This is a genomic window from Thalassobaculum fulvum (assembly GCF_014652915.1).
Classification (GTDB): Bacteria; Pseudomonadota; Alphaproteobacteria; order Thalassobaculales; family Thalassobaculaceae; genus Thalassobaculum_A; species Thalassobaculum_A fulvum.
This window is the reverse complement of sequence record NZ_BMZS01000003.1, coordinates 446356-470649: the sequence shown is the minus strand read 5'-3', so window position 1 is coordinate 470649 and position 24294 is coordinate 446356. Positions and strand designations below refer to the sequence as shown.

The window sequence follows — 24294 nt, the reverse complement described above, 5'->3', positions numbered from 1 at the left end:
TCTCGTCCATGCTCCAGCGCTCCCTTCGGCGGCGTGCTGCCGTGCGGCGGGAAGAATGCTGACCGGAACCGCCACGCGCCGCAAGTCCGCGTCGACGGCCGGCCCGGCCGACCGGCGGAACCGCCACGTCGCGGCTTGCGGGAGCGCCCGGCCTTGCGTATCGATGCGATGCGCGCGCGTCGACCGGCATGGACGGGTGGCCGAGTGGTTTAAGGCAGCGGTCTTGAAAACCGCCGGGGGTGCAAGCCTCCCGTGGGTTCGAATCCCACCCCGTCCGCCAGTCCCGCGGCCCGCTTCCCGCGCGCCCGGCCGAACGGGTTTTCGCGCGGCGTGTCCTCGGTCTATCCTGCAGCGGGGAGCGGTGGGCCGGACGTCCATCGTATTGCGGGGCGTTCAGTGACCGACACGGCGCCGACCGACCAGGGAGCGGAGCGTCCGTGCCGTCCGACTGTCCCGGCCAGCCATATCCGGTACCCGCCGATCTCGACGACGAGCGGTTCCGCTGGCTGTTCGGGTACTGGCGCGACCGCCATCGCGACGGCCGCCTGCCGGCCCGCAGCGGCATCGACCCGATCGACTTCCCGCACCTGCTCGGCCGGATCTACCTGGTCGAGGTGGTGCGCCGCGACGGTCGACTGCGCTTCCGCTTCCGGCTGTGGGGCAGCCGGATCCGGGGCATCTTCGGCCACGACCACACCGGCTGCTGGCTCGAGGACATCGCCGCCCCCGGCACCCTGGCCGACATCGAGCACGCGCTCCGGAGCTGCACGGTGGAACGGCGGCCGCACTTCTGGCGCCGGCCGATGATGATCGAGAGCAACGAATACGCCGCGACCCGCCGCCTCGTTCTGCCGCTGGCCTCGGACGGCGAGACGGTGGACATGCTGATCGGGCTGATCATCGAGGAACGGCTGGAGCCGCTGGGCCCGGGGTGACCCGGTCGGCCGGGCTCGCCGTTGCCGCCCGTCGACGACGGCGATCGGGCGGTCGCAGGCGAGCCGGCCGCGTGCACGAACCGAGCGGACAGCCCCCGGCGCCGATCAACGCCAGCTTGGCCTGCGGCACGCCGCGGCCGGCCAGGCCGGGATGCTCACGAGATCGTTGAAGCGTCGGCAGACGGCTTGTCTTACGATCAGACCGGGGCCCGACAACGACGAGCCACGGAGCGAGCAGCATGCAACGCAAGCGAGCCAGCGATTTCGATCCGCGCCTGTTGGAACTGTACGACGGCTACGTTCACGGAACCCTGTCGCGTCGGCAGTTCGTCGACCGCGCCGCCCAGTTCACCGTCGGCACCGCCGCGGCGGTGGCCGCCCTCGAGGCCCTGCAGCCGAACTACGCCCTGGCCGCCCAGGTGGCGCCGGACGACCCGGCGATCCGCACCGAGGTGGTGGAATACGCCTCGCCCAAGGGCCACGGCACGGTGCGCGGACTGATGGCGCGACCGGCGAACGCCGCCGGCAAGCTGCCGGCGGTGCTGGTGGTGCACGAGAACCGCGGCCTGAACCCCTACATCGAGGACGTGGTGCGGCGGACCGCCAAGGCCGGCTACCTCGCGCTCGGGCCGGACGGGCTGACCTCGCTCGGCGGCTATCCCGGGAACGATGACGATGGCCGCACCATGCAGCGGCAGCTGGACCCGGTGAAGCTGATGGAGGACTTCTTCGCCGGCTTCGAGTTCCTGGCCGGGCATGCGGACGGCACCGGCAAGGTCGGGTGCGTCGGCTTCTGCTACGGCGGCGGCGTCTGCAATGCCCTGGCGGTCGCCTACCCGAACCTGGCCGCCTCGGTGCCGTTCTACGGCCGCCAGGCCAGGGCCGAGGACGTGCCGGCGATCCAGGCGCCGCTGCTGCTGCACTACGCCGAGCTCGACGAGCGCATCAACGCCGGCTGGCCAGCCTACGAGGCTGCCCTGAAGGCGAACGGCAAGACCTACACCGCGCACATCTACCCGGGCGTGAACCACGGCTTCCACAACGACACCACGCCGCGTTACGACGAAGCGGCGGCGAAGCTGGCGTGGAGCCGGACGCTGGAGTTCTTCGCCAGGCATCTGACCGGTTGAGCGCCGCCAGGTTAGCTCCGACCACCGCGCGAGCGCTCGGCGTCGCAACGGGGCAATCCGACGGCCCTCACGACCGCCGGCGGATCGCCCTCCTCCGGCACCCGAAGCAGGCCGCGGCGGCGGAGCGCGGCGCCCGCCGCTTCGAGGCCGCCGAGCCAGGACAGCGGCGCGGCCAGGACGAGGCCGACAACCACCGGCGCCAGCCACGCCAGCGCCGCCGGAGAATTCCAGCCGACGATGCCCGCGAGGAGTATGCCGACGACGGTGTGCACCCCGTGCGCCCGCAGCACGTCGGCGAACGGCTCGCCGTCGCCGGCGCGGCGCTGCGGCCCCCAGCCGGAGTTCCGTCCCAGCATCACCTCGGCCACGAAGCGGCTGTGCAGCAGCATCATCACCGGCGCCGTCAGCGTGGTCAGCAGCAGTTCGAGGGCGGATCCGGCCATCAGGCCGACGGCACCGCCGTGCCCACGCCGAAGATGCGGAACGGCGAGGACCCCGACCAGCCCGAACGCCCGCGGCAGCAGCAGGAGCAGCAGCGGCAGCCCGACCGCGATCCATAGCCCCCCGCCGTCCGGTCCCGCCGGCCATTCCCCGATCGCCAGGCGCACGACCCCGAGCGTCAGGAACAGCAGCCACAGCGGCGACGCCAGATAGGCCATCACCCCCATCAAGAAGTGGAAGCGGCTGATGCCGGCGAGCCCGGGGGCCGCCACCAGCTGCAGGTGCTGCAGGTTGCCCTGGCACCAGCGGCGGTCGCGCCGGGCGCTGGCGATCAGGCTCGGCGGCGGTTCCTCGAAGCTGCCGGCGCGGTCCGCGATGATCCGCACCTTCCAGCCGTCGGCGACCAGCAGCGCGGCTTCGACGAAGTCGTGGCTGAGGATCTCCCCGCCGATCGGCGGCCGGCCCGGAAGCACCGGCAGGCCGCAGCTGCCGGCGAAGGCGCTTACGCGGATCAGCGCGTTGTGCCCCCAGTAGCTGCAGGAATCGCCCATCAGCACCCCGAGCCCCTCGGCGGACACCCGTCCGTGCACCGAAGCCGCGAACTGCTGGAGGCGGCCGAACAGCGACCTGGCCCGCACCGGACGCGGCCAGGTCTGCAGCAGCCCCAGCAGCGGGTCGGCGTCCATGCGGTCGGCCAGCCGCAGGACGGTCCGTCCGTCCATCAGGCTGTCGGCGTCGAGCACCAGCATGTAGTCGTAGTGACCGCCCCAGCGCTCGCAGAAATCCTGGATGTTCCCGGCCTTGCGGCCGCGGTTGTCGCGCCGGCGCCGGTAGAACACCCGTCCGACGCCGGCGACCTCGGCGGTCAGCGCGCTGCAGGCCAGTTCCTCGCGCCGTGCCACCGCCACGTCACGGCTGTCGCTCAGCACGAACAGGTGGAAGCCCGACAGCCGGGGTTCGGCTTCCAGCGACCGATACATCGCCCGCAACCCGGCGAACACCCGGTCCACATCCTCGCCGCAGATCGGCATCAGCACCACCAGCCGCCGGCCGATCGGGCGGGTCGGGACGGGGCGGCACCCGTGGTCTCCGGCCATCCGCCGCCACGCCATGGCCGCCGCCCCGAAGGCGGCGATCCAGAAGTTGGCCGCCAGCCAGGCGACCAGGACGGCGAACAGCAGCTGTAGCGGCGCATCCAGAAGATGCGGACGCCCCGCCGCCAGGAACTCGCGGAACCCGAGCACGGCGACGACCGCCGTCGCGAGCACCAGCCCGGCGAACAGTGCCGCGACGAACAGCCGACGCACCCCGACTGGGCGCACCGTCCCGCTCAGGTCGGGTGGCGGGTTTTCGGATCGTGGCATTCCCCTTTCCCGTCGCGGCCGGTGGTCGCCGACCCGGCGTGACTGCCGCCGGTCCGTTCCCGAAACCGTCCGCGGGGATGCCGGTTCCGCCCGCCCCGGTCCGCCGTCGCCGCCCCGGCGGAACCGCCGGCGCCGGTCGAAGGTTCAACGGACCGAGACGGCCCGTACAGGAGAGCGCAATGCCCGAGGATCAACCGCAGCCGGATACGCTCCGGCTCGACCCGCCGATCGCCGTTCCCGAACCGGCGCCGCTCGACATGCCGCGGCGGCACCTTCGGCGGTTCCCGATCGACCTGGGGCGATGGCTGCCGCGGCTCGCCATCCCGGCGCGGGAGGCACCGGGTACCGGACCGCGGTGACCGCTGCCGGCCCCAGCGAAGCGTGGCCGGCCCTAGCGAAGCGCGACCGGGTCGGCGAACAGCATCCAGGCGGGGTATTCGCGCTCGACCGGATCGACGAGGCCCGCCCGCCTGCCGGATCCCATGAACACCGGCGCATAGGGATCGGCGCCGGCCGCCCGCGCCTTCAGCACGGCCGCCGAGATCGTCGCTTCGCGCTCGACCAGGCTCGGAGTGTTCCCGTTCATCGCCGCCTCCTTCTCGGCAATTGGCCTCTCCGACCGCAAGCAAGACTCGCGCCACTGGACAGCGAGACGGGCGTCACGGCACCGTCACCCGGAGGTCCGGGTACGGCAACCCGAGTCCGCCAGGATGCCGCGGCACCGTCATCCCGCGTTTGCATGAGGTCGCCATGTCCCGAGCCCGCCGCCTTCGGTCTCCCCTGGTCACCCGCCGCCGGCTGCTGCTGGGAGCCGCCGTCCTCGGCGGTGGCCGCCTGCTCGGTCCGCCGCGACCAGCCTTCGCCCGCGGCGACCGCCCCACGGTCACGCACGGCGTCCAGGCGGGCGACGTGGATGCCTCCGGTGCGGTGCTGTGGGCCCGCTCGGACCGACCGGCGAGGATGCGCGTCGAGCTAGCGGCGACCGAGAGCTTCCGGAACCCGCGCACGATCGCCGGCCCGGCAGCGCTCGCGGCCGGCGATTTCACCGCCAAGCTGGCGATCGACGGCCTGCCGGCCGGCGAGGACGTCTTCTACCGCATCGCGTTCGAGAGTCTGGACTATCCCGGCGCCGTCTCGGCGCCGGTTGTCGGCCGCCTGCGCACAGCCCCGGCGGCGCGTCGCGACATCCGGTTCCTGTGGACCGGCGACACCGCCGGCCAGGGCTGGGGGATCAACCCGGAATGGGGCGGCATGCGAGGCTACGCCACGATGGCGGACCAGAACGCCGACTTCCTGATCCACTCCGGCGACGTCGTCTATGCCGACGGCCCGATCCCGTCCGAGCAGAAGACCGCCGACGGACGGGTCTGGAAGAACCTGGTCACCGAAGCGACCGCCAAGGTCGCCGAGACCCTCGACGAGTTCCGCGCCAACTACCGGTACAACCTGCTCGACGAGCATGTCCGGCGGTTCAACGCGACGACGGCGATCCTCGCGCAGTGGGACGATCACGAGGTGGTCGACAACTGGTACCCGGGCGAGATGCTCGAGGAAGACGACCGCTACACGGTGAAGAGCGTCGACCTGCTGGCCGCCCGTGCGTCCCGCGCCTTCCACGAGTACCTGCCGCTGCGCACGAACCCGCTGGAGGCCGCCCGGGTTTACCGCCGGATCGCCTACGGTCCGTCGCTCGACGTCTTCTTCCTCGACCTGCGGAGCTACCGCGGGCCGAACGGCCGCAACGATCAGGACGCGGCATCGGCCGCGACCGCCTTTCTCGGCCGCGACCAGATCCGCTGGCTGAAGCAGGCGCTGTTGGCCTCGCGGGCGACCTGGAAGGTGATCGCCTCCGACATGCCGCTCGGCCTGATCGTCTACGACGACTGGCGGACCCGGAGCAGTTTCGAGAACGGCGCCAACGGCGACGGCCCGCCGCGCGGCCGCGAGCTGGAGATCGCCGACCTGCTGCGCTTCATCAAGCTGAACGACGTGCGCAACACGGTCTGGCTGACCGCCGACGTGCACTACACGGCGGCGCACCGCTACGATCCGAACCGCGCGGCGTTCCAGGACTTCGCGCCGTTCTGGGAGTTCGTGTCGGGACCGATCCACGCCGGCAGCTTCGGGCCGAACCGGCTCGACGACACGTTCGGGCCCGAGGTGGTGTTCGCCTCGCACCCGGGCGCCGGCCAGGTGAACCTGCCGCCCTGGGACGGCATGCAGTTCTTCGGCCATGTCGCGATCGACGGCACCACCGAGGCGATGACCGTCACCCTGAAGGACATCGCCGACCGGTCGCTGTGGTCGACGACCCTGGAACCGGAGCCGTCCTGACCGGTTCAGCCGCCCTCCACATACGGCTTGAGGGCGCACCAGACCGTGGTGTGGTGCGGGACCGGCACCCCCAAGGCCCGGCCGCGCCGCGCCACCAGTCCGGACAGCCCGGCGGCCTCCAGCCGGCGGCCGCGCGCCAGGTCGTGGTACATCGACGCGTACATGCCCGGCGGAAAGCTCTTCGACAGCGCGATCGAGCGGTCGACGATATCCGGCGAGGTCCGTACCCCTTCGGCGGCCGCGACCGCCACGACCTCGCGCATCATCGCCGCGGCGAGGTCGAGGATCTCAGGGTCGGTGTAGACCTCGCCGGCCGGCTTGCGCAGCAGCGTCGTCAGGCCGGCATTGGTCGCCAACAGCACGAACTTGTCCCACAGCGTGGCCCGGATATCCGGCGACACCTCGGCCTCGAACCCGGCCTCCCGGCAGGCGTCGCGAAATGCGACCGCGCGGTCCGAGACCCGGCCGTCGAGTTCGCCGAACACGATCCGCGACATGTCCGAGGTGTATCGGACGACGCCCGGCTCCGCGATCAGGGCGGAGACGTAGGCGGCCCCGCCCAGCACCGCTTCCGGGCCGAGGACGCCGGCCAGCCGGTCCGGGCCGTCGACGCCGTTCTGCAGGTTGACCACCATGGTCTGCGGACCGACCACCGGCCGGATCCTCTCTCCGGCCGCCTCGGTGTCGTACAGCTTGACCGCGAACAGCACGACGTCGGCCGGGCGCCCGATCGTCGCCGGGTCATCGGTCGCGTCGACATCCTCGAGAACGATGTCGCCGCGCGATCCCTCCAGGCGGAAGCCGTTGCGGCGTATGGCGTCCAGGTGCGCGCCGCGGGCGACGAACGTGACCCGGTGGCCTGCCCGGGCCAGGTGCGCCCCGAAATATCCACCGACGCCGCCGGCACCCATGACCACGATCCGCATGGCGATCCTCATCCGCTCCACGATGCCGGCACGGTAGGCGACCGATCCAGACGCGCCAAGGGAGCGGTGACTGTGCATGGCCGGGTCAATCTGAGGGATTCCACCAGCGAATCGGAAATTGATTTACCGAATCGTAACTCAGATGATATATTCAGTTTCAATATGACGTGCATATTGCGCTGTTGACCTTCATGGACGGAGCGCCGAATGGTCCGGAACGCACTAGCCACGATGGGCCTGCTCGCAGGTCTGACCGCCGGAATCCTGTCAGCCGATGCCGCCATCGCCGATGCGGGCGCGGAGGACTCGTTGCTGAACCGGGCGCTTCAGGCCGCATCCGCGCGGCATGACGACGACGCGGCGCGACTGCTTCGTCAGGCGCACCAGCTGGACCCCTTCGACCTTGCCCCGTTGATCGCCCTCGGCAAGCTGTCCCTGCGGATCGGCGCGGCCGAGGAGGCCGCCGAGTTCTTCCGGGCGGCACTGGCGATCGAAGGCGACAGTCGCGAGGCGCGGCGCGGTCTCGCCGATGCCTTCGTCGACCTGGATCGGGTGGACGACGCCCTGGCCGTCTACGACATTCTGATCTCGCAGGACGCCGGCGACGGTCGTGCCTGGAACGGCAAGGGCCAGGCGCTCGACCTCGCCGGCCGGCACGACGAGGCCCAGGCCGCTTTCCGGGCCGCCCTGGCCGTCACCCCGGACGACCCGGAGGTCCTCGCCAATCTCGAGCTTTCGCGAAGCCTGGCCTCGGCGCCCGCCGAGTCCGCGACGAACACCGAGACGGTGACCCCCGACACGGTGACTCTGGCCCTGAACGCCGGTACCACCGCTGCCGGGGGACCGGTCGGCCAACCGCATTCCGTCGGCCGCGACCCCTGATCGCGCCCGACGGAGACCGCCCGGCACGCCGTCGGGCAAGCCTCCCGAGCTCCCTGCAGCAAACTCCCGGGCCGACCCGCCAAGTCGGCCCGCTTTCTTTCCGGACCCGTTCCGGGGCCGGTTCGTCATTCGGACCGCGCGGTTCGGGCGATCACCGTCAGGTCGTCCGGCAACGATGCTCCGGCGAGGTCGGCGCCGCGCAGATCGGCACGGTCGAGCCGGGCGTTCGACAGGTCCGCCTCCCGAAGGTCGACGTCGCGCAGCTTCGCGCCGGCAAGGTCGGCATACCGCAGGTCGCAGCCGGACAGCCGGGTCCTGACCATCCGGCCTTCGCCGAGCACCAGCGGCCGCAGATCCGCACCGGCGAGGCAGGTGCTGCGAAGCTTTGCCTGCCTGAGGTCCGCGCCGCGCAGATCGGCGTTCCGCAGGACAGCGAACCGGAAGTCGCCGTCGATCAGCCGGCCGGCGGCGAACCGGGCCGCGCTCAGGTCCAGCCCGCACCAGATGGTCCCGGAAGCCAGCACGGCGGTCATGTCGACCCCCGAGAGGTCGCCTGCGGCACGCATGTCGAAGCCGGCGATGTCCAGGCGCTGTCCGGCCGCACTCGAACTCTCGATCCACTCCGAATGCCGGGCCAGCAGGACATTCAGCGGCGCGTCCAGTTGGTCCAGGGCACGAGCCGCCGGGCGGTCGGTCAGGGCGCCGCGGGTGTCGACCCCGCTGAGCTCGGTCATCCTGAGCGTCACGCCGGACAGCAGGGCGTTGCGCAGGTTGACGTTCTCCATCCTGGACCAGCTGAGATCGGCGCCGCGGAGATCGGCCCCCGCGAAGTTCGCCCCGCGGAGATTGCAGCGGACGAGTTGGGTGCCGGTGAGAACTGCGTCCGAGAAGTTGGCGTTGACGCAAACCGCGCCGGCGCAGCGGGCGCGCGAGAGGTCGGCGCCGGCGAAGTCCGCCTGCTGCAGCTCCGACGGCACCGACCCGACATCGAGCCAGTGCAGGTCGCGATCGAACTCGCCTCGTTCGGCAAGGGCACTCTCGCGCAAGTCGGCATCCGTCAGGGTCGCCTCGACGAGGCTGGCGCCGCGCAGGCCGGCGCCGCGAAGGTCGCTCTTGACCAGGCTGGCGCCGTTCAGGCTGGCACCGCTCAGATCCGCCGCGAACAGCGAGGCGTTGTTCAGCACGGCCTGGTCCAGCCGCGCCCGGGCGAGAACCGCGCCGGTCAGGTCGGCACCCGTCAGGTCGCTGCCGTGGAAGTCGAGCCAGCCGAGGTCGAAGAAGGACAGGACCGCGCGGGCGCCGCCGAGCCGCCCGTTCCGGTATCGGGCATGACGACGGAGGACGGAGTCGAGCTCGTTCTGCCCGAGGCGCTTCAGTCTGCGTTCCAGCCGCTTTGCCGGCGACATGGTTGGATCTCCGCGAACCAGAGCCCCCCTCTCTTCAAGAATGATATGGAGTGCCGAACGTCAGATCAAGAACTTAAGGCAAATTCAATATTATGCATCGTGAACCGAAAGCGAATCGCACGAATGTGATCTGGACCTGTCCCCGAGATCGCCGGCAGCCGGTCCCTGGCCGTATCGTTCCGGGGCGGTTAAGCTGCGACAAATCCAACAGCTTGCCCTCCGACAATGCGATCTCCGTCCCGCAGTTTGGCCGACCTCGAGCGGCGCCTCGGCTACGACCTCGCCTGCCTGAACGAGCCGCCGGCCCGCTGGAGCCGGTCCGTGACCGGCCCCGACGGGCATCCGATGCTGGACGCCCTGGTCGTCGGCGGCGGCATGTGCGGACTGGTCGCCGCCGCCGCGCTGCGCCGCCGCGGGTTGACCGGCCTGCGGATCGTCGACCGCAGTGACGAAGGACGCGAGGGACCTTGGGTGACCTATGCGCGGATGCGGACGCTGCGGTCGCCCAAGCACCTGGCCGGACCGGCGCTCGGCATCCCGTCCCTCACCTTCCGGGCCTGGTTCGAGGCGCAGTGGGGCGAGGACGCCTGGGAAACCCTCGACCGGATACCGCGCACCCAGTGGATGGATTACCTGCGCTGGTACCGCAAGGTCCTGGACCTGCCGGTCGAGAACCGGACCGAAGCGGTGGCGGTCGACCCGGTATCCGGTGGCCTGGCGGTCCGGCTCGACGGCCCGAACGGAGGCGAGACCGTCCATGCCCGCCGACTGGTGCTGGCGACCGGCCGCGAGGGCATCGCGGTGCCGCGCCTGCCGGCCTGGGCCGACGGATTGCCTGCGGACCGGGTGTCGCACACCTCCGACGCCATCGACTTCGCCGCGCTCGCCGGCAGGTCGGTGGCCGTGGTCGGGTACGGGGCGTCGGCGTTCGACAACGCCGCGGAAGCCCTGGAGGCCGGTGCCGCCTCGGTCGTGCTGCTGGCACGCCGGCGGGAGATGCCCAGGGTCAACAAGTTCAAGGGCGTGGTCTATCCGGGGTTCACGCTCGGCTTCCCCCTGCTCGCCCCGCAGGACCGCTGGCGGCTGCTGACCTACCTGTTCGACGAGCGCGTAGCGCCGCCGCGCGCCGCCGTCCTGCGGGTCTGCGACGATCCGCGGTTCGCGGCGGCGACCGGGGCCGACGTCACGGCGGCCGCCCCGGAAGCCGGCCGCCTCCGCCTCGAGACCGGCGCCGGCCGGTTCGACGTCGATCACGTCATCCTCGGCACCGGCTTCCGGATCGATCTCGCCGGTTCCGGCCTTCTGGCACCGATCGCCGACCGGGTCGCGACCTGGCGCCGGCTGGTCACCCCGCCGCCTCATCAGACCGACCACGAGTTCCTCGACTTCCCGGACCTCGGGCCCGGCTTCGAGCTGCAGCCGAAGACCGAGGGCGAGTTGCCCTGGCTGCGACGGATCCACGCCTTCACCTTCGCGGCGGCCATGAGCCACGGCAACGTTTCCGGCGACATCCCGGCGGTCAGCGACGGCGCCAACCGGCTGGCCGACGCGATCGCCGCGGCCGAGTTCCGCGAGGAGCTGGCCTATCACGAGGGCCTGCTGCAGGCCTTCGACGAGCCGGAGCTCTCCTTCGAGGACGTGGCCCGGCTGCGCCCGCCCGCCGGGGCGATGCCCGGCGCCGCCGACTGACCGGAACGAAACCATGACCGACTACGTCGACAGCTACTACGCCCGCACCCGCGCCGACGACCGCCGGCGCCCGCCGCTCGAAGGCTCCGCGACCACGGAGATCGCCGTGGTCGGCGGCGGCATGGCCGGGTTGGCCACCGCCCTGGGGCTGGCCGAACGCGGCCGCAAGGTCACCCTGCTGGAGGCCCGGCGCGTCGGCTGGGGCGCCTCCGGCCGCAACGGCGGCTTCGTGTCCGCCGGGTACGCGCTCGGCCCTGACGACCTGATCCGCAAGCTCGGCAAGCCCCGGGCGCAGGAACTGTACGCCCTCAGCAAGGAGGGCGTGGCGCTGGTGCGCAAGCGGGCGGAGGCGATCGGCGGCGGGGTCGCGCCGATCGTCGACGGTATCGCCGGCTGCTCCTGGTTCGACGACCGGGCGGCGGTCGAGCGCCGTGCCGGCTTCATGAACGAGACCTTCGGCGAGCGCCGCGAGGTCTGGGACCGCGAGAAGGTCCGCTCGATCTGGCGCAGCCCGCGCTACTACGACGCGGTCTTCAACCCCGACGCCTTCAGCTTCCACTCGCTCAACTTCAGTCGCGGCAACGCGGCGATGATCGAGGCGCTCGGCGGCGTCGTCCACGAGGACTCGCCGGTCGTCGAGGTCGACCTGAAGGGCGAACCGAAGCGCCTGCGCACCGCCCGCGGCACCCTGACCGCCGATCAGGTGGTGTTCTGCTGCTCCGGCTACATCGAGGGGCTGGTCGGGCCGCTGTCGCGCGCCATCCTGCCGATCGGCACCTACGTCGTCCTGACCGAGCCGGTCGGCGAGCGCCTGAAGGACATCGTCGGCGCCCCGAACGGCGTGTCCGACGACCGCTTCGCCAACGACTACTATCGGCCGCTGCCGGACACCCGGCTGCTGTGGGGCGGCCGGATCAGCCGCTGGACCGACCCGCAGGGGCTGGTCGACACCATGATGGGAGACCTGCGCCGGGTGTACCCGCAGCTTTCCGACCTGAAGGCGGCGGTCGCCTGGCCCGGCACCATGGGCTACGCGGTCCACAAGATGCCGCAGATCGGCCAGCTGTACCCGGGGGTCTGGTACAGCCAGGCCTATGGCGGCCACGGCATGGCGACGACCACGCTCGGCGGCGAGCTGGTGGCTTCGGCGATCGCCGAGGGCGACGAGCGCTACAAGCTGTTCGCGCCGTTCGGCCTGATCCCGGCCGGCGGCCGGCTCGGCACCTGGTACGCCCAGGCGGTGTACTGGAGCTACCAGGCCCGCGACGCCTGGAACCTGTGGCGCCAGGGGGCCGGCTGATGCGCGTCGTCGACCGCTTCCCGCGCGCCGTCGTCGAGCACGACCCGGTCTGGATCGCGATGCCCGACGGCACCCGGTTGGCGGCAAAGATCTGGATGCCGGTCGACGCCGCGGCCGATCCGGTGCCGGCGATCCTCGAGCCGATCCCGTACCGCCGCCGCGACTTCACCGTCGAGCGCGACGCCCTCGCCCACCCGTGGATGGCCGGGCACGGCTATGCGGTGATCCGGGTCGACCTGCGCGGCAGCGGCGACAGCGACGGCGTGATGGAGGACGAGTACCTGGCGCAGGAGCAGGCGGACGGCCTGGCGGTGCTGGAATGGGCGGCGGCGCAGCCCTGGTGCAGCGGCCGCACCGGGATCTACGGCATCTCCTGGGGCGGCTTCGCCGGCCTGCAGATCGCCGCCCTGCGCCCGCCCAGCCTGGGTGCGGTGGTCGCCGTCGGCCACACCCACGACCGGTTCGCCGAGGACGTCCACTACAAGGGCGGCTGCCTGCTGACCGAGAACCCGAGCTGGGCGTCCTGGATGTTCGCGTACCAGGCGCGCTCGCCGGACCCGGCGATCGTCGGTGAGCGCTGGCGCTCGATGTGGCTGGAGCGGATGGCGCGCAAGCCGCTGACCGTGCCCTGGATGACCCATCAGGCCCGCGACGCGTACTGGCGGCACGGCTCGATCTGCGAGGACTGGAGCGCGGTGCAGGTGCCGGTGCTGTCGGTCAGCGGCTGGGTCGACGGCTACGTCAACCCGGTGTTCGAGCTGCTGGAGAACGCCAAGGCGCCGGTCAAGGCCCTGCTCGGCCCGTGGGGGCACCGCTATCCGCATATCGGCCGCCCGGGCCCGGCGATCGGCTTCCTGCAGGAAGTGCTGCGCTGGTGGGACCGCTGGCTGAAGGACCGGCCGACCGGCGTCGAGCACGACCCTGCCCTGCGGACCTACGTCCAGGCGCCGTACGTCCCGTCGCCCTCGGCCGATCGCCGCGACGGACGCTGGCTGGCTGTGCCGGCCTGGCCGGCGCCGGGCACCGTCACCCGGGTGCTGTATCCGACCGACGGCCGCCTGGCGCCGGATCCGGGCCCGGCCGACGAGACCGTCGTGCTCGACCGGCCTGTCCGCACCGCCTTCGCCGCCGGACGCTGGCTGGCCTTCGGCGACGGCCCGGAGCTGCCGCTCGACCAGGCACCGGACGATTCCGGCCAAGCCACTTTCGAATCCCGCGCGATGATCGAGCCGATGGCGCTGCTCGGCCGGCCGGAGCTTCGGGTCGCCGTGGCCTCCGACCGGCCGCTCGCCCAGCTCGTCGCCCGGCTGTGCGCGGTGGCGCCCGACGGCGTGGTCCGGCGGCTGTCCTGGGGCTGCCTCAACCTGGCGCACCGCGACGATCCCGGCAGCCCCGCGCCGCTCGAGCCCGGCCGGCTGTACGACGTGACGATCAGGCTGGACGGGCTGGGCGAGACCGTCGGGATCGGCGAGCGGCTGCGGCTGGTGCTGTCCTCGTCCTACTGGCCGCTGATCTGGCCGTCGCCGGAGCCGGTCCGGCTGACCGTGCGCCTGGACCGTTGCCGGCTCGCGCTGCCGACCGCGCCGCGCGGCGAGGCGTGCGCCTTCGAGGAGCCGGAGGTCTCGCCCCCGGTGGCACGGTCGCTGCTGTCAACGCCGGCATCCGTGCGGTCGGGCGACATCGGCCGGGACGGCCGCGAGACGGTGTCGGTGCACGACGATCACGGCCGCACCCGCCTGCCGTCGGTGAGCCTGGTCAAGCACGTGGTCAGCGACGAGACCTGGCGCCTGATACCCGGCGATCCGGCGTCGGCCGCGTACGAGTCCACCTGGCGGATCGCCATGGCGTGGGACGGCGGCCCGGCGGTCGAGACCATTACGCGCCAGACCGTGACGGCCGACGCGTCGCGCTTCCGGGTGCGGTCTTGCCTGGAAGCGCGCGAGCACGGTACACCCGTGGCCTCCTTCGACTGGGAAGACGAGATCGACCGTGACGTCGTCTGACAGGACCGCGCCTCTCGGGGCCGCGCCGTTCGGCCTGATCGGCCTCGGGACCATGGGGCGCAACCTGGCGCTCAATCTCGTCGACCACGGCACCGCGCTGGTGGTCTGGGAACGCGACCCGGCCCTGGCCGAGACGGCCCGCGCGGCGCTGCCGGCGTCGACGGTCTGGGCCGACGGCCCGGCCGCCTTGGCCGCCGCCCTGCCCGCCCCACGCGCCATCCTGCTGATGGTCACCGCCGGCCCTGCGGTCGACGCGGTGATCGACGCGCTGTCGCCTGCCCTGTCGCCGGGCGACGCGATCATCGACGGCGGCAACGCCGACGCCCGCGATACCGCCCGCCGTCAGGCCGCGCTCGCCGGTACCGGCATCGAGCTGATCGGCCTCGGTGTCTCGGGCGGCGAGGAAGGCGCGCGCTTCGGCCCGGCGCTGATGGCCGGCGGCGATGCCGCCACCTGGGAGCGTGTGGCCCCGGCCCTGACCGCGATCGCCGCCCGTACCCCCGACGGCTCGCCGTGCTGCGCCCGGCTAGGCGCGGGGGCCGCCGGGCATTTCGTGAAGACCGTGCACAACGGCATCGAGTACGCCGTGATGCAGGCGCTCGCCGAGGCCTACGACCTGATGCGCCACGGCCTCGGCATGGCGCCGGACGCCATCGGCGACGTGTTCGGGCGCTGGAACCACGGCCCGCTGGAAAGCTACCTGGTGGAGATCGCCGCCGACGTGGTCCGGACCCGCGACGACGACGGTACGGCGCTGCTCGACAAGGTGGTGGACCGGGCCGGCCAGAAGGGCACCGGCCGCTGGGCCTCGCTGGCGGCGCTTGACTACGGCGTGCCGGCCGCGACCATCGCCGAGGCGGTGTTCGCCCGCGCGGTCTCCGCGCGCGGCGACGAGCGCGCGGTTCTGGCGACCGAACGCGCCGCAGTCACCGGGCTGGACCTCGCCGACCTGGAGGCTGCCGTCCGCGCCGCGACGGTCGCCGCCTTCGTGCAGGGCTTCGACCTGATCGCCGCGGCCGACGTCGCCGAAGGCTGGTCGGTCGACCGGGTCGCCGTCGCCCAGGTCTGGCGGGCCGGCTGCATCCTGCGGGCCGCCCTGCTGGACCGGCTGGCCGACGCCGCGCGCCGGGTTCCGCCGGATGCCCTGCTGCTGCAGGCCCCCGCCCTCGCCGCCGAGATGCGCGAGGCGCTGCCTGGCCTGCGCCGGACGGTCGCCGCCGCGGCGCTGGGCGGCTACGCGGTGCCGGCCATGGGCTCGGCGCTGGCCTGGGTCGACGGCATGACCCGGGAACGGGTGCCGGCCGACTTCCTGCAGGGTCTGCGCGATCGGTTCGGCGCCCACCGGTTCGAGCGCACCGACCAGCCGGGCAGCTTCCACGCCGACTGGAGAGGCGCGTGACCGTCATCGTGATGATGGGGGTGTCCGGGGTCGGCAAGACCACGGTCGGCCGCCGGCTGGCCGAGACGCTCGGCTGGGGCTACGCCGAGGGCGACAGCTACCACCCGGCCGCCAACGTCGAGAAGATGCGCTCCGGCACGCCGTTGGAGGACGCCGACCGCTGGCCGTGGCTGCGCGCCATGGCCGCCGACATCGACCGCTGGCGAGCCGAGGGCAAGGGCATGGTGCTGGCCTGCTCGGCCCTCAAGCGGGCCTATCGCGACATCCTGATCGGCGACCGCCCGGACGTCCGTCTGGTCCAGCTCACCGGCGAGGAATCCCTGATCCGCGCCCGGATCGCCGCCCGCAGGCACGAGTACATGCCGGCGACCCTGCTGATCAGCCAGCTCGCCACCCTGGAGCCGCCGACCGCCGACGAGCAGCCGATCGTCGTCGACGTCCGCGACGCGCCGGACGACTGCGTCGCCAGGATTCGCGCCGCCCTCGACGGGGTCGAAGCCTAGCTCACAGCGCCTCGGCGATCGGCCCGATCCGGGCGACCAGGTCCTCGGCCAGCACGCTGCTGCCGGCCGCCCGGGCCGCCTCGCCGTGGATCCAGGCGCCGGCGGCCGCCGCCTCGAATGCCGGCACGCCGCGGGCCAGCAACCCGCCGATCAACCCCGCCAGCACATCGCCGGAGCCGGCGGTCGCCAGGGTCGGCGGCGCGTTCTCGACGATGACGGAGCGGCCGTCGGGCGAAGCGATCACCGTGTCCGCCCCCTTCAGCAGCGTGACCGCGCCGGTCTCGTGGGCCGACAGCCTGGCCGCCGCCAGCTTGCCGGCGACGCTGGGGTGGACGGCCGGGAACAGCCGCCGGAACTCGCCCTCGTGCGGCGTCAGGACCGTCGGGGCGGCGATCGACGCGGCCAGGTCGCCGACCCGACCGTCGAAGGTGTTGAGCCCGTCGGCGTCGAGCACCAGCGGCCGCTTCGCGTGCAGGGCGACGGCGGTCAGCGCGTGCGGCCGGTCGCCGCCGCCGAGACCGGGCCCGATCACGATCCCCGAGTACCGCTTGTCGGTCAGCAGCCGGGCGAGCGCCTGGGGGCCGTCGGCCTCGCGCACGATCACGCCGGGGGAATCGCCGGCGAACAGCGCCGTCGCGCCGTGCGGCACCGCCGCGGTCGCCAGCCCGACGCCGGCCCGCCGGGCGGCGCCGACCGCCAGCCGGGCGGCCCCGCTCATCGGCCCGCCGACCACCACCACGTGGCCGCGCCGATACTTGTGGTCGGACGACAGGCGTTCGCCGAGCGCGGCCCGCCAGACCGCCGGCCCGTTGACCGCCGTCGACGGCCGTATCCGTCCGAGCACGGCCTCGGGAATGCCGATGTCGGCGACCCGGACCGTCCCGCACAGCGCCCGTCCCGGCAGCAGCAGGTGTCCCGGTTTTCGGCGGAAGAACGTCACCGTCAGGTCGGCGCGGGCCGCGACGCCCCGCACCACGCCGGTGTTGCCGTCGACCCCGCTCGGCACGTCGACCGCGACCGAGACGGCGCTCCCCGCTTCCACCCGATCGGCGAGTGCGCGGAGCGCCTCGGCCGCGACACCGTCGACCGCGCGCGTCAGCCCCGCGCCGAACAGCGCGTCGACCACGATTCCGGCCCCGTCGAGGGTGTGCGGGTGGATCGATTCGACCGGGCCGTTCCACAGGCTGCGCGCCCAGGCAGCGTCGCCCTTCAACGCCGCCGGGTCGCCCAGGGACGCGATCCGGACCTCCCAGCCGTGGTCGGCGAGATCGCGCGCGACCACCCAGCCGTCGCCGCCGTTGTTGCCGGGTCCGGCCAGCACCAGCACCGGGCGCGGCCGATAGCGGCGGCGGATGGCGGTGGCGACGGCGGCACCGGCATGCGCCATCAGGGTGGTGCCCGGCACGCCGTGTTCGACCGCGTACGCGTCGGCCCGCGCCATCTCGGCGCAGGTCAGCAGATGCTCGGTACCGCTCGGGAAAACGTCCATCGTCCGCCTCGTCCTCTTGCGAGGACGCTAGCCGGCTGCGGACGATCGGGAAAGCCTCGGGAGGGGACACTTGGGAGGGAGGGATGGGGCGAGTGACCGGTTTCGAACCGGCGACCTCCAGAGCCACAATCTGGCGCTCTAACCTACTGAGCTACACCCGCCATACCCTCGGCGCGGCGACCGCCGCGCGAGGCCGGTTTGCTATCGCAGCGCCCCGGTCTCGTCAACTGAAATGCCCGCGCCGACCGAAATGCGGTCAGCCGAGGTAGTCCGCCAGCCGTTCGACCGCGCCGTCCAGCACCTCGTCGCGCTTGGCGAAGCAGAACCGGATGAAGTCGGTCGGCGCCGACGCCCGGTCCAGGTAGAACGCCGACACCGGCACCGCCGCCACGCCGGCCTCGGTGACCAGCCTGCGGCAGAACGCCTCGTCGTCCTCGCCCGGCTTCAGGAAGCGCTTGGCGTCGACGAACAGGAAGTAGGTCCCCTGGCAGACCGCCGGCTCCAGGCCGATGCCGGCCAGTGCCGTCGACAGCCGGTCGCGCTTGGCCTGCATGGAATCGCGCAGGCCGTCGAAGTACGAGTCGTCCTGGCCCAGCCCGAAGGCGACCGCGCGCTGCAGGTTCGGCGCGGTGGTGAACACCAGGAACTGGTGCGCCTTGGCGATCGGCTGCAGCAGGTGCTCCGGGCCGGTCAGGTAGCCGACCTTCCAGCCGGTCAGCGAGAAAGTCTTGCCGGCCGAGCCGATGCGCACGCAGCGCTCGCGCATGCCCGGCAGGGTCATCAGGGGCACGTGCCTGCGGCCGTCGAAGCACAGGTGCTCGTAGACCTCGTCGCACACCGCGTAGGCGTCGTAGCGCTTCACCAGCTCGGCGATCGCCTCCAGCCCGGCGCGGTCGAACACCTTGGAGGCCGGGTTCTGCGGGTTGTTCAGCACGATCAGCTTGGTGCGCTCGCTGAACGCCGCCTCCAGCGCGCCCAGGTCGAGCTTCCATTCGGGCGGGGTCAGCCGGACCGGCCGGGGGATGCCGCCGGCACGCCGGATCATCGGCAGGTAGCAGTCGTACAGCGGCTCGATCAGCACGACCTCGTCGCCCGGCTCGATCAGCGCCAGGAAACAGGCCGCCAGCCCCTCGGTGGCGCCGGTCGACACCATGGTCTCGGTCTGCCAGTCGACGTCGATGCCGTAGAACCGCTTGTTGTGGGCGGCGACGGCCTGCCGCAGCTCCGGCACGCCGAGCATCGGCGGGTACTGGTTCGGCGGGTCGTAGAGCGCCTTCGAGGCGGCGTCGAGCACGGGGTCCGGGCCGCGGTCGTCGGGAAACCCCTGCCCCAGGTTGATCGCCTGGTGCTGGATCGCCAGCCGCGACATCACCTCGAACACCGTGGTGCCGTAGCTGGACAGCAGGGAATTCGCTGGCTTCATGGGGCGCTTCTCCCGGCCCGGCCCCTCGCTGCGGGGACCTGGGGACGGCTCGATTAGCGCGGAGACAGGCGGCGCGCAAGAAGCGCATCGCCAGCCAAGCTGATCTTGGATTGCGTTTCGTGGCGACGGCCGCTCATCTTGTCCCTTTGTCGATGCCTGGCTCGGGGGCGCGAGGAAAGCAGGATGGACGCATTCGACACGGTCGAGCCGATCCTTATAACGATGCTTCTGATGATCGGGATTCCCGGCCTTTTCTTCGTGGTGTACTCGAAGAACGTCGCTCTCAAGCGTCGAGTCGGTCGAACTGCTTGGCCGATCTATGGCGTTGCGTTCGCGGCGCTTCTCTTCACGACAGGGGCACCGCTTCATTTCAAGGTCGTCGCGGGCGCGCTGTTCTTGGTCCTCATGATCTTTCCCGGCCGGTTCTTTAAGTTCTGCGACTCCTGCGGGGACACGATCATCGGCATCAACCCGATCTCGCCGGAGGTCAAGTGCCCGGTGTGTGGCGGCCCGCTGTCAGACCCCTGAGGACGTCACGAGAAGAGGCAGGAGAACCCTTTCGCCGACGCTAAGGGTCGCTAGAATGCCGCCGCTTCAACAAGGCGCCGCGTAGCGCCGCCGCGTCACGCGAGAGGAAACGACCCATGCCCGTCCTGGCCGACCGGATGTCCCAACTCGGCACCGAGACCGCGTTCGAGGTGCTGGCCCGCGCCAACGCCCTGGCGGCCGCCGGCAAGAGCATCATCAACCTCGGCATCGGCCAGCCCGACTTCAAGACGCCGGACCACATCGTCGAGGCCGGCATCAAGGCGATGCGCGACGGCCACCACGGCTACACCCCGGCCGCCGGCATCCCGCAGCTGCGCGAGGGCGTCGCCGCCGACCTGAAGAAACGCCACGGCGTCGAGGTCGACCCGAACCTGATCATGATCATGCCGGGCGGCAAGCCGACCATGTTCTTCGCCTGCCTGATGTTCGGGCAGCCGGGCACCGAGATCATGTACCCGAACCCGGGCTTCCCGATCTACGAGAGCTCGGTGAAGTTCTCCGGCGCCACGCCGGTGCCGTACCGGCTGAGCGAGGAGAACGGCTTCGCGTTCTCGGCCCGGGACCTGCTCGCCAAGATCACCCCGCGGACCCGGCTGATCATCCTGAACAGCCCGGCCAACCCGACCGGCGGCGCGGTCCCGAAGGAGGAGTTCGACGCCCTGGTCGCCGGCCTGGCGAACTGGCCGGACGTCATGGTGATGTCGGACGAGATCTACGGGCAGATGCTGTACGACGGCCGCCAGCACGTCACCCTGCTGTCGTACCCGGAAATCCGCGAACGGCTGATCCTGCTGGACGGCTGGTCGAAGACCTACGCGATGACCGGCTGGCGGCTCGGCTACTCGCTGTGGCCGAAGGAGGTGTTCCCGCACGTCGAGAAGCTGGCGGTCAACTGCCATTCCTGCGTCAACGCCCCGACCCAGTTCGCCGGCCTGGCCGCCCTCACCGGCCCGCAGGACGCGGTGCATTCGATGGTCGAGGCGTTCGACGAACGGCGCCGGGTGATCGTCAGCGAGCTGAACCAGATCCCCGGCTTCCGGTGCGTCGAGCCGGGCGGCGCGTTCTATGCGTTCCCGAACATCGAGGGCACCGGCATGACCTCGAAGGCGCTGCAGACAAAGCTGCTGGAGGAGGCCGGCGTCGCCGTGATCTCCGGCACCAGCTTCGGCGCCTATGGCGAAGGCTACCTGCGGTTCTCCTATGCGAACTCGACCGACAACATCCGGGAGGCGATCCGGCGCATCAAGGCCTGCCTGTCCTGAAGGCGAAACGCTGCACAAATCTTGATCACCCGCCCATGAAGTGGGCATCCTGGTCGAGACATGTCTCGGTGGCGTTTCGGCAAAACCGAGGGTTTCCGCGGTCGAGCGGCGTTTCCGGCGGTTGGCATATCGCGTGCTAAGGCGCCCATGGAACAGGCCGCGCGGCCATCCATCCGTACGCAATCCGAAGGCACGGGCCCAATGAAGAAGGTCGAAGCGATCATCAAGCCGTTCAAGCTGGACGAGGTGAAGGAAGCGCTGCACGAGGTCGGGATCCAGGGGATCACGGTCACCGAGGCGAAGGGCTTCGGCCGGCAGAAGGGGCACACGGAACTGTATCGCGGCGCCGAGTACGTCGTGGACTTCCTGCCCAAGGTGAAGGTCGAGATCGTCATGGAGGATTCGCAGGTCGCCCGCGCGGTCGAAGCGATCCAGACGGCCGCGCACACCGGCCGTATCGGTGACGGCAAGATCTTCGTGTCCACCGTGGACGAGATCATCCGCATCCGCACCGGCGAGACCGGTTCGGACGCGATCTGAGGAAGCGGCGGGGCCCCGGCCCCGCTGTGGGAGTTTCCCGGGCCTCCCGGGATGAGGCGCATGGGGCGGGACCCGCGAGCGGACCCGCACCGGCAATTTGGAGACAGGAAGGAAACCATGTCCGACGACGTTAAGCGCGTAATGGAAATGATCGAGGAGAACGACGTCAGCTACGTCGATCTCCGGTTCACCGATCCGCGGGGCAAGATGCAGCACGTGACCCAGCACGTGCGCACGATCGACGAGGACTCGCTCGTTGAGGGCTTCATGTTCGACGGGTCGTCCATCGCCGGCTGGAAGGCGATCAACGAGTCGGACATGGGTCTGAAGCTGGATCTGTCGACCGCGGTCATGGATCCGTTCTTCGCCCAGCCGACCCTGGCGATCATCTGCGACATCGTGGAGCCCTCCACCGGCCAGCCCTACGAGCGCGACCCGCGGTCGACCTCCAAGGCGGCGCTGAAGTACATGCAGAGCCTGGGCATCGGCGACACCGCCTACTTCGGCCCGGAAGCCGAGTTCTTCGTGTTCGACGACGTCAAGTACGACGTCAAGGGCAACAAGGGCTACTACGAGCTGGACAGCGAGGAAGGCCCGTACAACACCGCCCGCGCCTATGAAGAGGGCAACCTGGGCCACCGCCCGGGCGTCAAGGGCGGCTACTTCCCGGTCCCGCCGGTCGACTCCGGCCAGGACATCCGCGGCGAGATGCTGTCGGTCATGGGCGAGATGGGCGTGAAGGTCGAGAAGCACCACCACGAGGTGGCGCCCTCGCAGCACGAGCTCGGCATGGAGTTCGGCACGCTGATCCAGACCGCCGACCATCTGCAGATCTACAAGTACGTGATCCATCAGGTCGCGGCCGCCTACGGCAAGACCGCGACCTTCATGCCGAAGCCGATCTCCGGCGACAACGGCTCGGGCATGCACGTGCACCAGTCGATCTGGAAGGACGGCAAGCCGCTGTTCGCGGGCTCGGGCTACGCCGACCTGTCGGACATGGCGCTGTACTACATCGGCGGCATCATCAAGCACGCCCGCGCGATCAACGCCTTCACCAACTCGACGACCAACAGCTACAAGCGGCTGATCCCGGGCTTCGAGGCGCCGGTGCTGCTGGCCTACTCGTCGCGCAACCGTTCGGCTTCCTGCCGTATCCCGCACGTCAACAGCCCGAAGGGCAAGCGCGTCGAGGTCCGGTTCCCGGATCCGGCGGGCAACCCCTATCTCGGCTTCTCGGCGATGCTGATGGCCGGCCTCGACGGCATCCAGAACAAGATCCATCCGGGCGACCCGATGGACAAGAACCTGTACGACCTGCCGCCGGAGGAACTGGCCGACATCCCGACCGTCTGCGGCTCGCTGCGTGACGCGCTCGAGAACCTGGACAAGGACCGTGCGTTCCTGACCCAGGGCGGGGTGTTCACCGACGACCAGATCGACGGCTACATCGAGCTCAAGATGGAGGAGGTGTACGCGTTCGAGCACACCCCGCATCCGATCGAGTTCCAGATGTACTACTCGAGCTGATCCCTCCCCGGATCGTTCTCGGCACGGGCCGTCCTTCGGGACGGCCCGTTGCTTCTTCGTGCTACGGTCGTGGCATGCCACAGCAGCGCAGCACCCCCGCGGCAACCGCGGCCATCGCCCCCGAAACCAGCTTCCAGGCGCTCACCCGGACCGACGCACCCGCCCTATCCGGGCCGGTCAGGGTCGATACCCCGCTCGCCCCGATCGTCGAGCAGGTCCTGGACCTGATCGACGATACGCCGGACGCCGAACGGCAGCACGACTGCTGGGACGGGTCGTGGTCGTCGATCTGGGTGTCGTATCCGCCGACCGGGCCCGGCCGGTCCGGCCGGCCCTGCCCCGCGCTCGACCGGCTCCCGGCGCTCACGGCGCTGTTCGAGGAGTTCGGCGGCACAGTCGGGTCGGTGGTGATCGCCCGGCTGGCACCGGGCGACCTGCTGGACTGGCACTACGACCCGGTGCCGCCGTCGGCCCTCAGCTATCGCCTTCACCTGCCGATCCGCTCCGGTCCCGACGCGGTGACCGAGTTCTGCCACGAGCGCGTCCACTGGCCGGTGGGCGGCCTGTACTACGGCGAGTACGGATACCCGCACCGGGTCTTCAATCTGTCCGGCGAAGACCGCATCCATCTCTACTTCGACGTCACCGGCCCCGGGATCGCCGAGCGCCTGCCGCACGCCGTGCGCGCCGGCTTCACCCCGGCGGGCGAGCGCCTCCGACAGGCGGCCGTCAATGAATGGCTGCACTGGCGTGCGACGCCCCGGGTCGCCGCCGGCCCGGTCAGCGCGCCAGGCTGACGGTCGCCTCGCGGCCCCCGTAACCGTGCACCTTGTCGTGTGCCCGGACCGTCACCCAGGTCACCCCGTCCGGGATGGCGACACCCGACAGGTTGCGCGTGAACGGCTGCTCTGTCTCGTGCGGATGCAGCAGGACCCGGGTGCCGAGCACGGTGCCGTCCGGCCCGACCACGTCCCACCTGTCGGCGTAGTGCTCCCAGCCCGTGTCGTCGTGTCGCACCGCGACGTCGAAGCACCATAGGCCCGGCCCGTCCGGACGGATCTCGACCCCGACCACGTCGGCCTCCCCGGCGGCGGCCGGAGCGACGGCGCCGAAGGCCCCGGCAACCTGCACCAGCAGGGCTGCCGCAACCATATGCAAACGCATGACCGGCCTCGTGCCGCACGGTTCG

General features: G+C 71.3%; 22 protein-coding genes and 2 tRNA genes. 16 read left to right on the top strand and 8 right to left on the bottom strand.

Translation table 11 applies throughout. The annotated features are described in order from the left end of the window. Positions 1-190: 190 nt before the first annotated feature. From IE246_RS08670 to yghX, 3 genes are all read left to right on the top strand, one after another. Positions 191-280: transfer RNA gene (locus IE246_RS08670), tRNA-Ser, on the top strand. A gap of 157 nt (positions 281-437) precedes the next feature. Next, on the top strand, positions 438-935 hold the full coding sequence (locus IE246_RS08665; RefSeq protein ID WP_189988552.1) for a PAS domain-containing protein: 498 nt from the start codon (positions 438-440) through the stop codon (positions 933-935). 239 nt (positions 936-1174) lie between these two features. Further along, positions 1175-2065, top strand: coding sequence for a YghX family hydrolase (gene yghX, locus IE246_RS08660; protein WP_189988551.1), 891 nt, complete (start codon positions 1175-1177; stop codon positions 2063-2065). Positions 2066-2076: 11 nt separating this feature from the next. On the opposite strand, the gene mdoH is transcribed toward yghX, so the two are convergent. Then, a complete protein-coding gene (gene mdoH / locus IE246_RS08655; protein WP_189988550.1) occupies positions 2077-3870 on the bottom strand; it encodes a glucans biosynthesis glucosyltransferase MdoH in 1794 nt (597 codons plus the stop codon). A gap of 179 nt (positions 3871-4049) precedes the next feature. Here mdoH and IE246_RS08650 point away from each other — a divergent pair, with 179 nt between their 5' ends. Next, on the top strand, positions 4050-4229 hold the full coding sequence (locus tag IE246_RS08650; RefSeq protein ID WP_189988549.1) for a hypothetical protein: 180 nt from the start codon (positions 4050-4052) through the stop codon (positions 4227-4229). 32 nt (positions 4230-4261) lie between these two features. On the opposite strand, the gene IE246_RS08645 is transcribed toward IE246_RS08650, so the two are convergent. Next, positions 4262-4456 (bottom strand): hypothetical protein, encoded by a 195-nt coding sequence (locus IE246_RS08645; RefSeq protein WP_189988548.1) that lies wholly within the window; start codon positions 4454-4456, stop codon positions 4262-4264. Between the two features lie 164 nt (positions 4457-4620). Between IE246_RS08645 and IE246_RS08640 the strand changes: the two genes are divergently transcribed. Beyond that, positions 4621-6204 (top strand): alkaline phosphatase D family protein, encoded by a 1584-nt coding sequence (locus tag IE246_RS08640; protein WP_189988547.1) that lies wholly within the window; start codon positions 4621-4623, stop codon positions 6202-6204. 5 nt (positions 6205-6209) lie between these two features. Here the strand turns inward: IE246_RS08640 and IE246_RS08635 are convergent, their stop codons facing one another. After that, positions 6210-7130, bottom strand: a complete 921-nt coding sequence (locus IE246_RS08635) for a ketopantoate reductase family protein (protein WP_189988546.1) — start codon at positions 7128-7130, stop codon at positions 6210-6212. A gap of 231 nt (positions 7131-7361) precedes the next feature. Here IE246_RS08635 and IE246_RS08630 point away from each other — a divergent pair, with 231 nt between their 5' ends. Next, a complete protein-coding gene (locus IE246_RS08630) occupies positions 7362-8012 on the top strand; it encodes a tetratricopeptide repeat protein (protein WP_189988545.1) in 651 nt (216 codons plus the stop codon). Positions 8013-8137: 125 nt separating this feature from the next. Here the strand turns inward: IE246_RS08630 and IE246_RS08625 are convergent, their stop codons facing one another. After that, positions 8138-9418, bottom strand: coding sequence for a pentapeptide repeat-containing protein (locus IE246_RS08625; RefSeq protein ID WP_189988544.1), 1281 nt, complete (start codon positions 9416-9418; stop codon positions 8138-8140). Positions 9419-9664: 246 nt separating this feature from the next. Here IE246_RS08625 and IE246_RS08620 point away from each other — a divergent pair, with 246 nt between their 5' ends. Genes IE246_RS08620 through IE246_RS08600 form a run of 5 tightly spaced genes read left to right on the top strand, consistent with a single transcriptional unit; the run spans position 9665 to position 16312 of the window. Further along, positions 9665-11107: an NAD(P)-binding domain-containing protein gene (locus IE246_RS08620; protein ID WP_229836708.1), complete on the top strand. Its 1443-nt coding sequence runs from the start codon at positions 9665-9667 to the stop codon at positions 11105-11107. A 13-nt stretch (positions 11108-11120) separates the two neighbouring features. Further along, on the top strand, positions 11121-12407 hold the full coding sequence (locus tag IE246_RS08615) for an NAD(P)/FAD-dependent oxidoreductase (protein WP_189988542.1): 1287 nt from the start codon (positions 11121-11123) through the stop codon (positions 12405-12407). Next, positions 12407-14410, top strand: coding sequence for a CocE/NonD family hydrolase (locus tag IE246_RS08610; RefSeq protein ID WP_189988541.1), 2004 nt, complete (start codon positions 12407-12409; stop codon positions 14408-14410). Before IE246_RS08615 ends, IE246_RS08610 begins: the two co-directional genes overlap by 1 nt. Next, positions 14397-15809, top strand: coding sequence for an NADP-dependent phosphogluconate dehydrogenase (gene gnd, locus IE246_RS08605; protein WP_229836705.1), 1413 nt, complete (start codon positions 14397-14399; stop codon positions 15807-15809). The genes IE246_RS08610 and gnd overlap by 14 nt, the downstream gene beginning before the upstream one ends. Next, positions 15806-16312: a gluconokinase gene (locus IE246_RS08600; protein ID WP_189988540.1), complete on the top strand. Its 507-nt coding sequence runs from the start codon at positions 15806-15808 to the stop codon at positions 16310-16312. Before gnd ends, IE246_RS08600 begins: the two co-directional genes overlap by 4 nt. Position 16313: 1 nt before the next feature. Here the strand turns inward: IE246_RS08600 and IE246_RS08595 are convergent, their stop codons facing one another. The 3 genes from IE246_RS08595 to IE246_RS08585 all read right to left on the bottom strand — a co-directional run bounded on the left by IE246_RS08595 (position 16314) and on the right by IE246_RS08585 (position 19224). Further along, positions 16314-17801: an NAD(P)H-hydrate dehydratase gene (locus tag IE246_RS08595; RefSeq protein ID WP_189988539.1), complete on the bottom strand. Its 1488-nt coding sequence runs from the start codon at positions 17799-17801 to the stop codon at positions 16314-16316. 84 nt (positions 17802-17885) lie between these two features. Continuing rightward, positions 17886-17962, bottom strand: a tRNA-His gene (locus tag IE246_RS08590). Positions 17963-18057: 95 nt separating this feature from the next. Continuing rightward, positions 18058-19224: an aminotransferase gene (locus IE246_RS08585; RefSeq protein ID WP_189988538.1), complete on the bottom strand. Its 1167-nt coding sequence runs from the start codon at positions 19222-19224 to the stop codon at positions 18058-18060. Between the two features lie 183 nt (positions 19225-19407). Between IE246_RS08585 and IE246_RS08580 the strand changes: the two genes are divergently transcribed. From IE246_RS08580 to IE246_RS08560, 5 genes are all read left to right on the top strand, one after another. Further along, a complete protein-coding gene (locus IE246_RS08580; RefSeq protein WP_189988537.1) occupies positions 19408-19752 on the top strand; it encodes a hypothetical protein in 345 nt (114 codons plus the stop codon). Between the two features lie 116 nt (positions 19753-19868). Then, positions 19869-21035: a pyridoxal phosphate-dependent aminotransferase gene (locus IE246_RS08575; RefSeq protein ID WP_189988536.1), complete on the top strand. Its 1167-nt coding sequence runs from the start codon at positions 19869-19871 to the stop codon at positions 21033-21035. A 201-nt stretch (positions 21036-21236) separates the two neighbouring features. After that, on the top strand, positions 21237-21575 hold the full coding sequence (locus tag IE246_RS08570) for a P-II family nitrogen regulator (protein WP_189988702.1): 339 nt from the start codon (positions 21237-21239) through the stop codon (positions 21573-21575). 117 nt (positions 21576-21692) lie between these two features. Further along, positions 21693-23105 carry a type I glutamate--ammonia ligase gene (gene glnA / locus IE246_RS08565; protein WP_189988535.1) on the top strand — a complete coding sequence of 471 codons (1413 nt, stop codon included), beginning with the start codon at positions 21693-21695 and terminating at the stop codon, positions 23103-23105. Positions 23106-23179: 74 nt separating this feature from the next. Beyond that, positions 23180-23902 carry an aspartyl/asparaginyl beta-hydroxylase domain-containing protein gene (locus IE246_RS08560; protein WP_189988534.1) on the top strand — a complete coding sequence of 241 codons (723 nt, stop codon included), beginning with the start codon at positions 23180-23182 and terminating at the stop codon, positions 23900-23902. On the opposite strand, the gene IE246_RS08555 is transcribed toward IE246_RS08560, so the two are convergent. Beyond that, a complete protein-coding gene (locus IE246_RS08555; protein ID WP_229836694.1) occupies positions 23886-24269 on the bottom strand; it encodes a hypothetical protein in 384 nt (127 codons plus the stop codon). The genes IE246_RS08560 and IE246_RS08555 overlap by 17 nt on opposite strands. Between the last annotated feature and the right edge of the window lie 25 nt (positions 24270-24294).

Coding starts and splice junctions, on each gene's coding strand:
- yghX (WP_189988551.1), top strand. CDS start 1,175: ATGCAACGCAAGCGAGCCAGCGATTTCGATCCGCGCCTGTTGGAACTG.
- mdoH (WP_189988550.1), bottom strand. CDS start 3,870: ATGCCACGATCCGAAAACCCGCCACCCGACCTGAGCGGGACGGTGCGC.
- IE246_RS08650 (WP_189988549.1), top strand. CDS start 4,050: ATGCCCGAGGATCAACCGCAGCCGGATACGCTCCGGCTCGACCCGCCG.
- IE246_RS08645 (WP_189988548.1), bottom strand. CDS start 4,456: ATGAACGGGAACACTCCGAGCCTGGTCGAGCGCGAAGCGACGATCTCG.
- IE246_RS08640 (WP_189988547.1), top strand. CDS start 4,621: ATGTCCCGAGCCCGCCGCCTTCGGTCTCCCCTGGTCACCCGCCGCCGG.
- IE246_RS08635 (WP_189988546.1), bottom strand. CDS start 7,130: ATGCGGATCGTGGTCATGGGTGCCGGCGGCGTCGGTGGATATTTCGGG.
- IE246_RS08630 (WP_189988545.1), top strand. CDS start 7,362: ATGGGCCTGCTCGCAGGTCTGACCGCCGGAATCCTGTCAGCCGATGCC.
- IE246_RS08625 (WP_189988544.1), bottom strand. CDS start 9,418: ATGTCGCCGGCAAAGCGGCTGGAACGCAGACTGAAGCGCCTCGGGCAG.
- IE246_RS08615 (WP_189988542.1), top strand. CDS start 11,121: ATGACCGACTACGTCGACAGCTACTACGCCCGCACCCGCGCCGACGAC.
- IE246_RS08610 (WP_189988541.1), top strand. CDS start 12,407: ATGCGCGTCGTCGACCGCTTCCCGCGCGCCGTCGTCGAGCACGACCCG.
- IE246_RS08595 (WP_189988539.1), bottom strand. CDS start 17,801: ATGGACGTTTTCCCGAGCGGTACCGAGCATCTGCTGACCTGCGCCGAG.
- IE246_RS08585 (WP_189988538.1), bottom strand. CDS start 19,224: ATGAAGCCAGCGAATTCCCTGCTGTCCAGCTACGGCACCACGGTGTTC.
- IE246_RS08580 (WP_189988537.1), top strand. CDS start 19,408: ATGGACGCATTCGACACGGTCGAGCCGATCCTTATAACGATGCTTCTG.
- IE246_RS08575 (WP_189988536.1), top strand. CDS start 19,869: ATGCCCGTCCTGGCCGACCGGATGTCCCAACTCGGCACCGAGACCGCG.
- IE246_RS08570 (WP_189988702.1), top strand. CDS start 21,237: ATGAAGAAGGTCGAAGCGATCATCAAGCCGTTCAAGCTGGACGAGGTG.
- glnA (WP_189988535.1), top strand. CDS start 21,693: ATGTCCGACGACGTTAAGCGCGTAATGGAAATGATCGAGGAGAACGAC.
- IE246_RS08560 (WP_189988534.1), top strand. CDS start 23,180: ATGCCACAGCAGCGCAGCACCCCCGCGGCAACCGCGGCCATCGCCCCC.
- IE246_RS08555 (WP_229836694.1), bottom strand. CDS start 24,269: ATGCGTTTGCATATGGTTGCGGCAGCCCTGCTGGTGCAGGTTGCCGGG.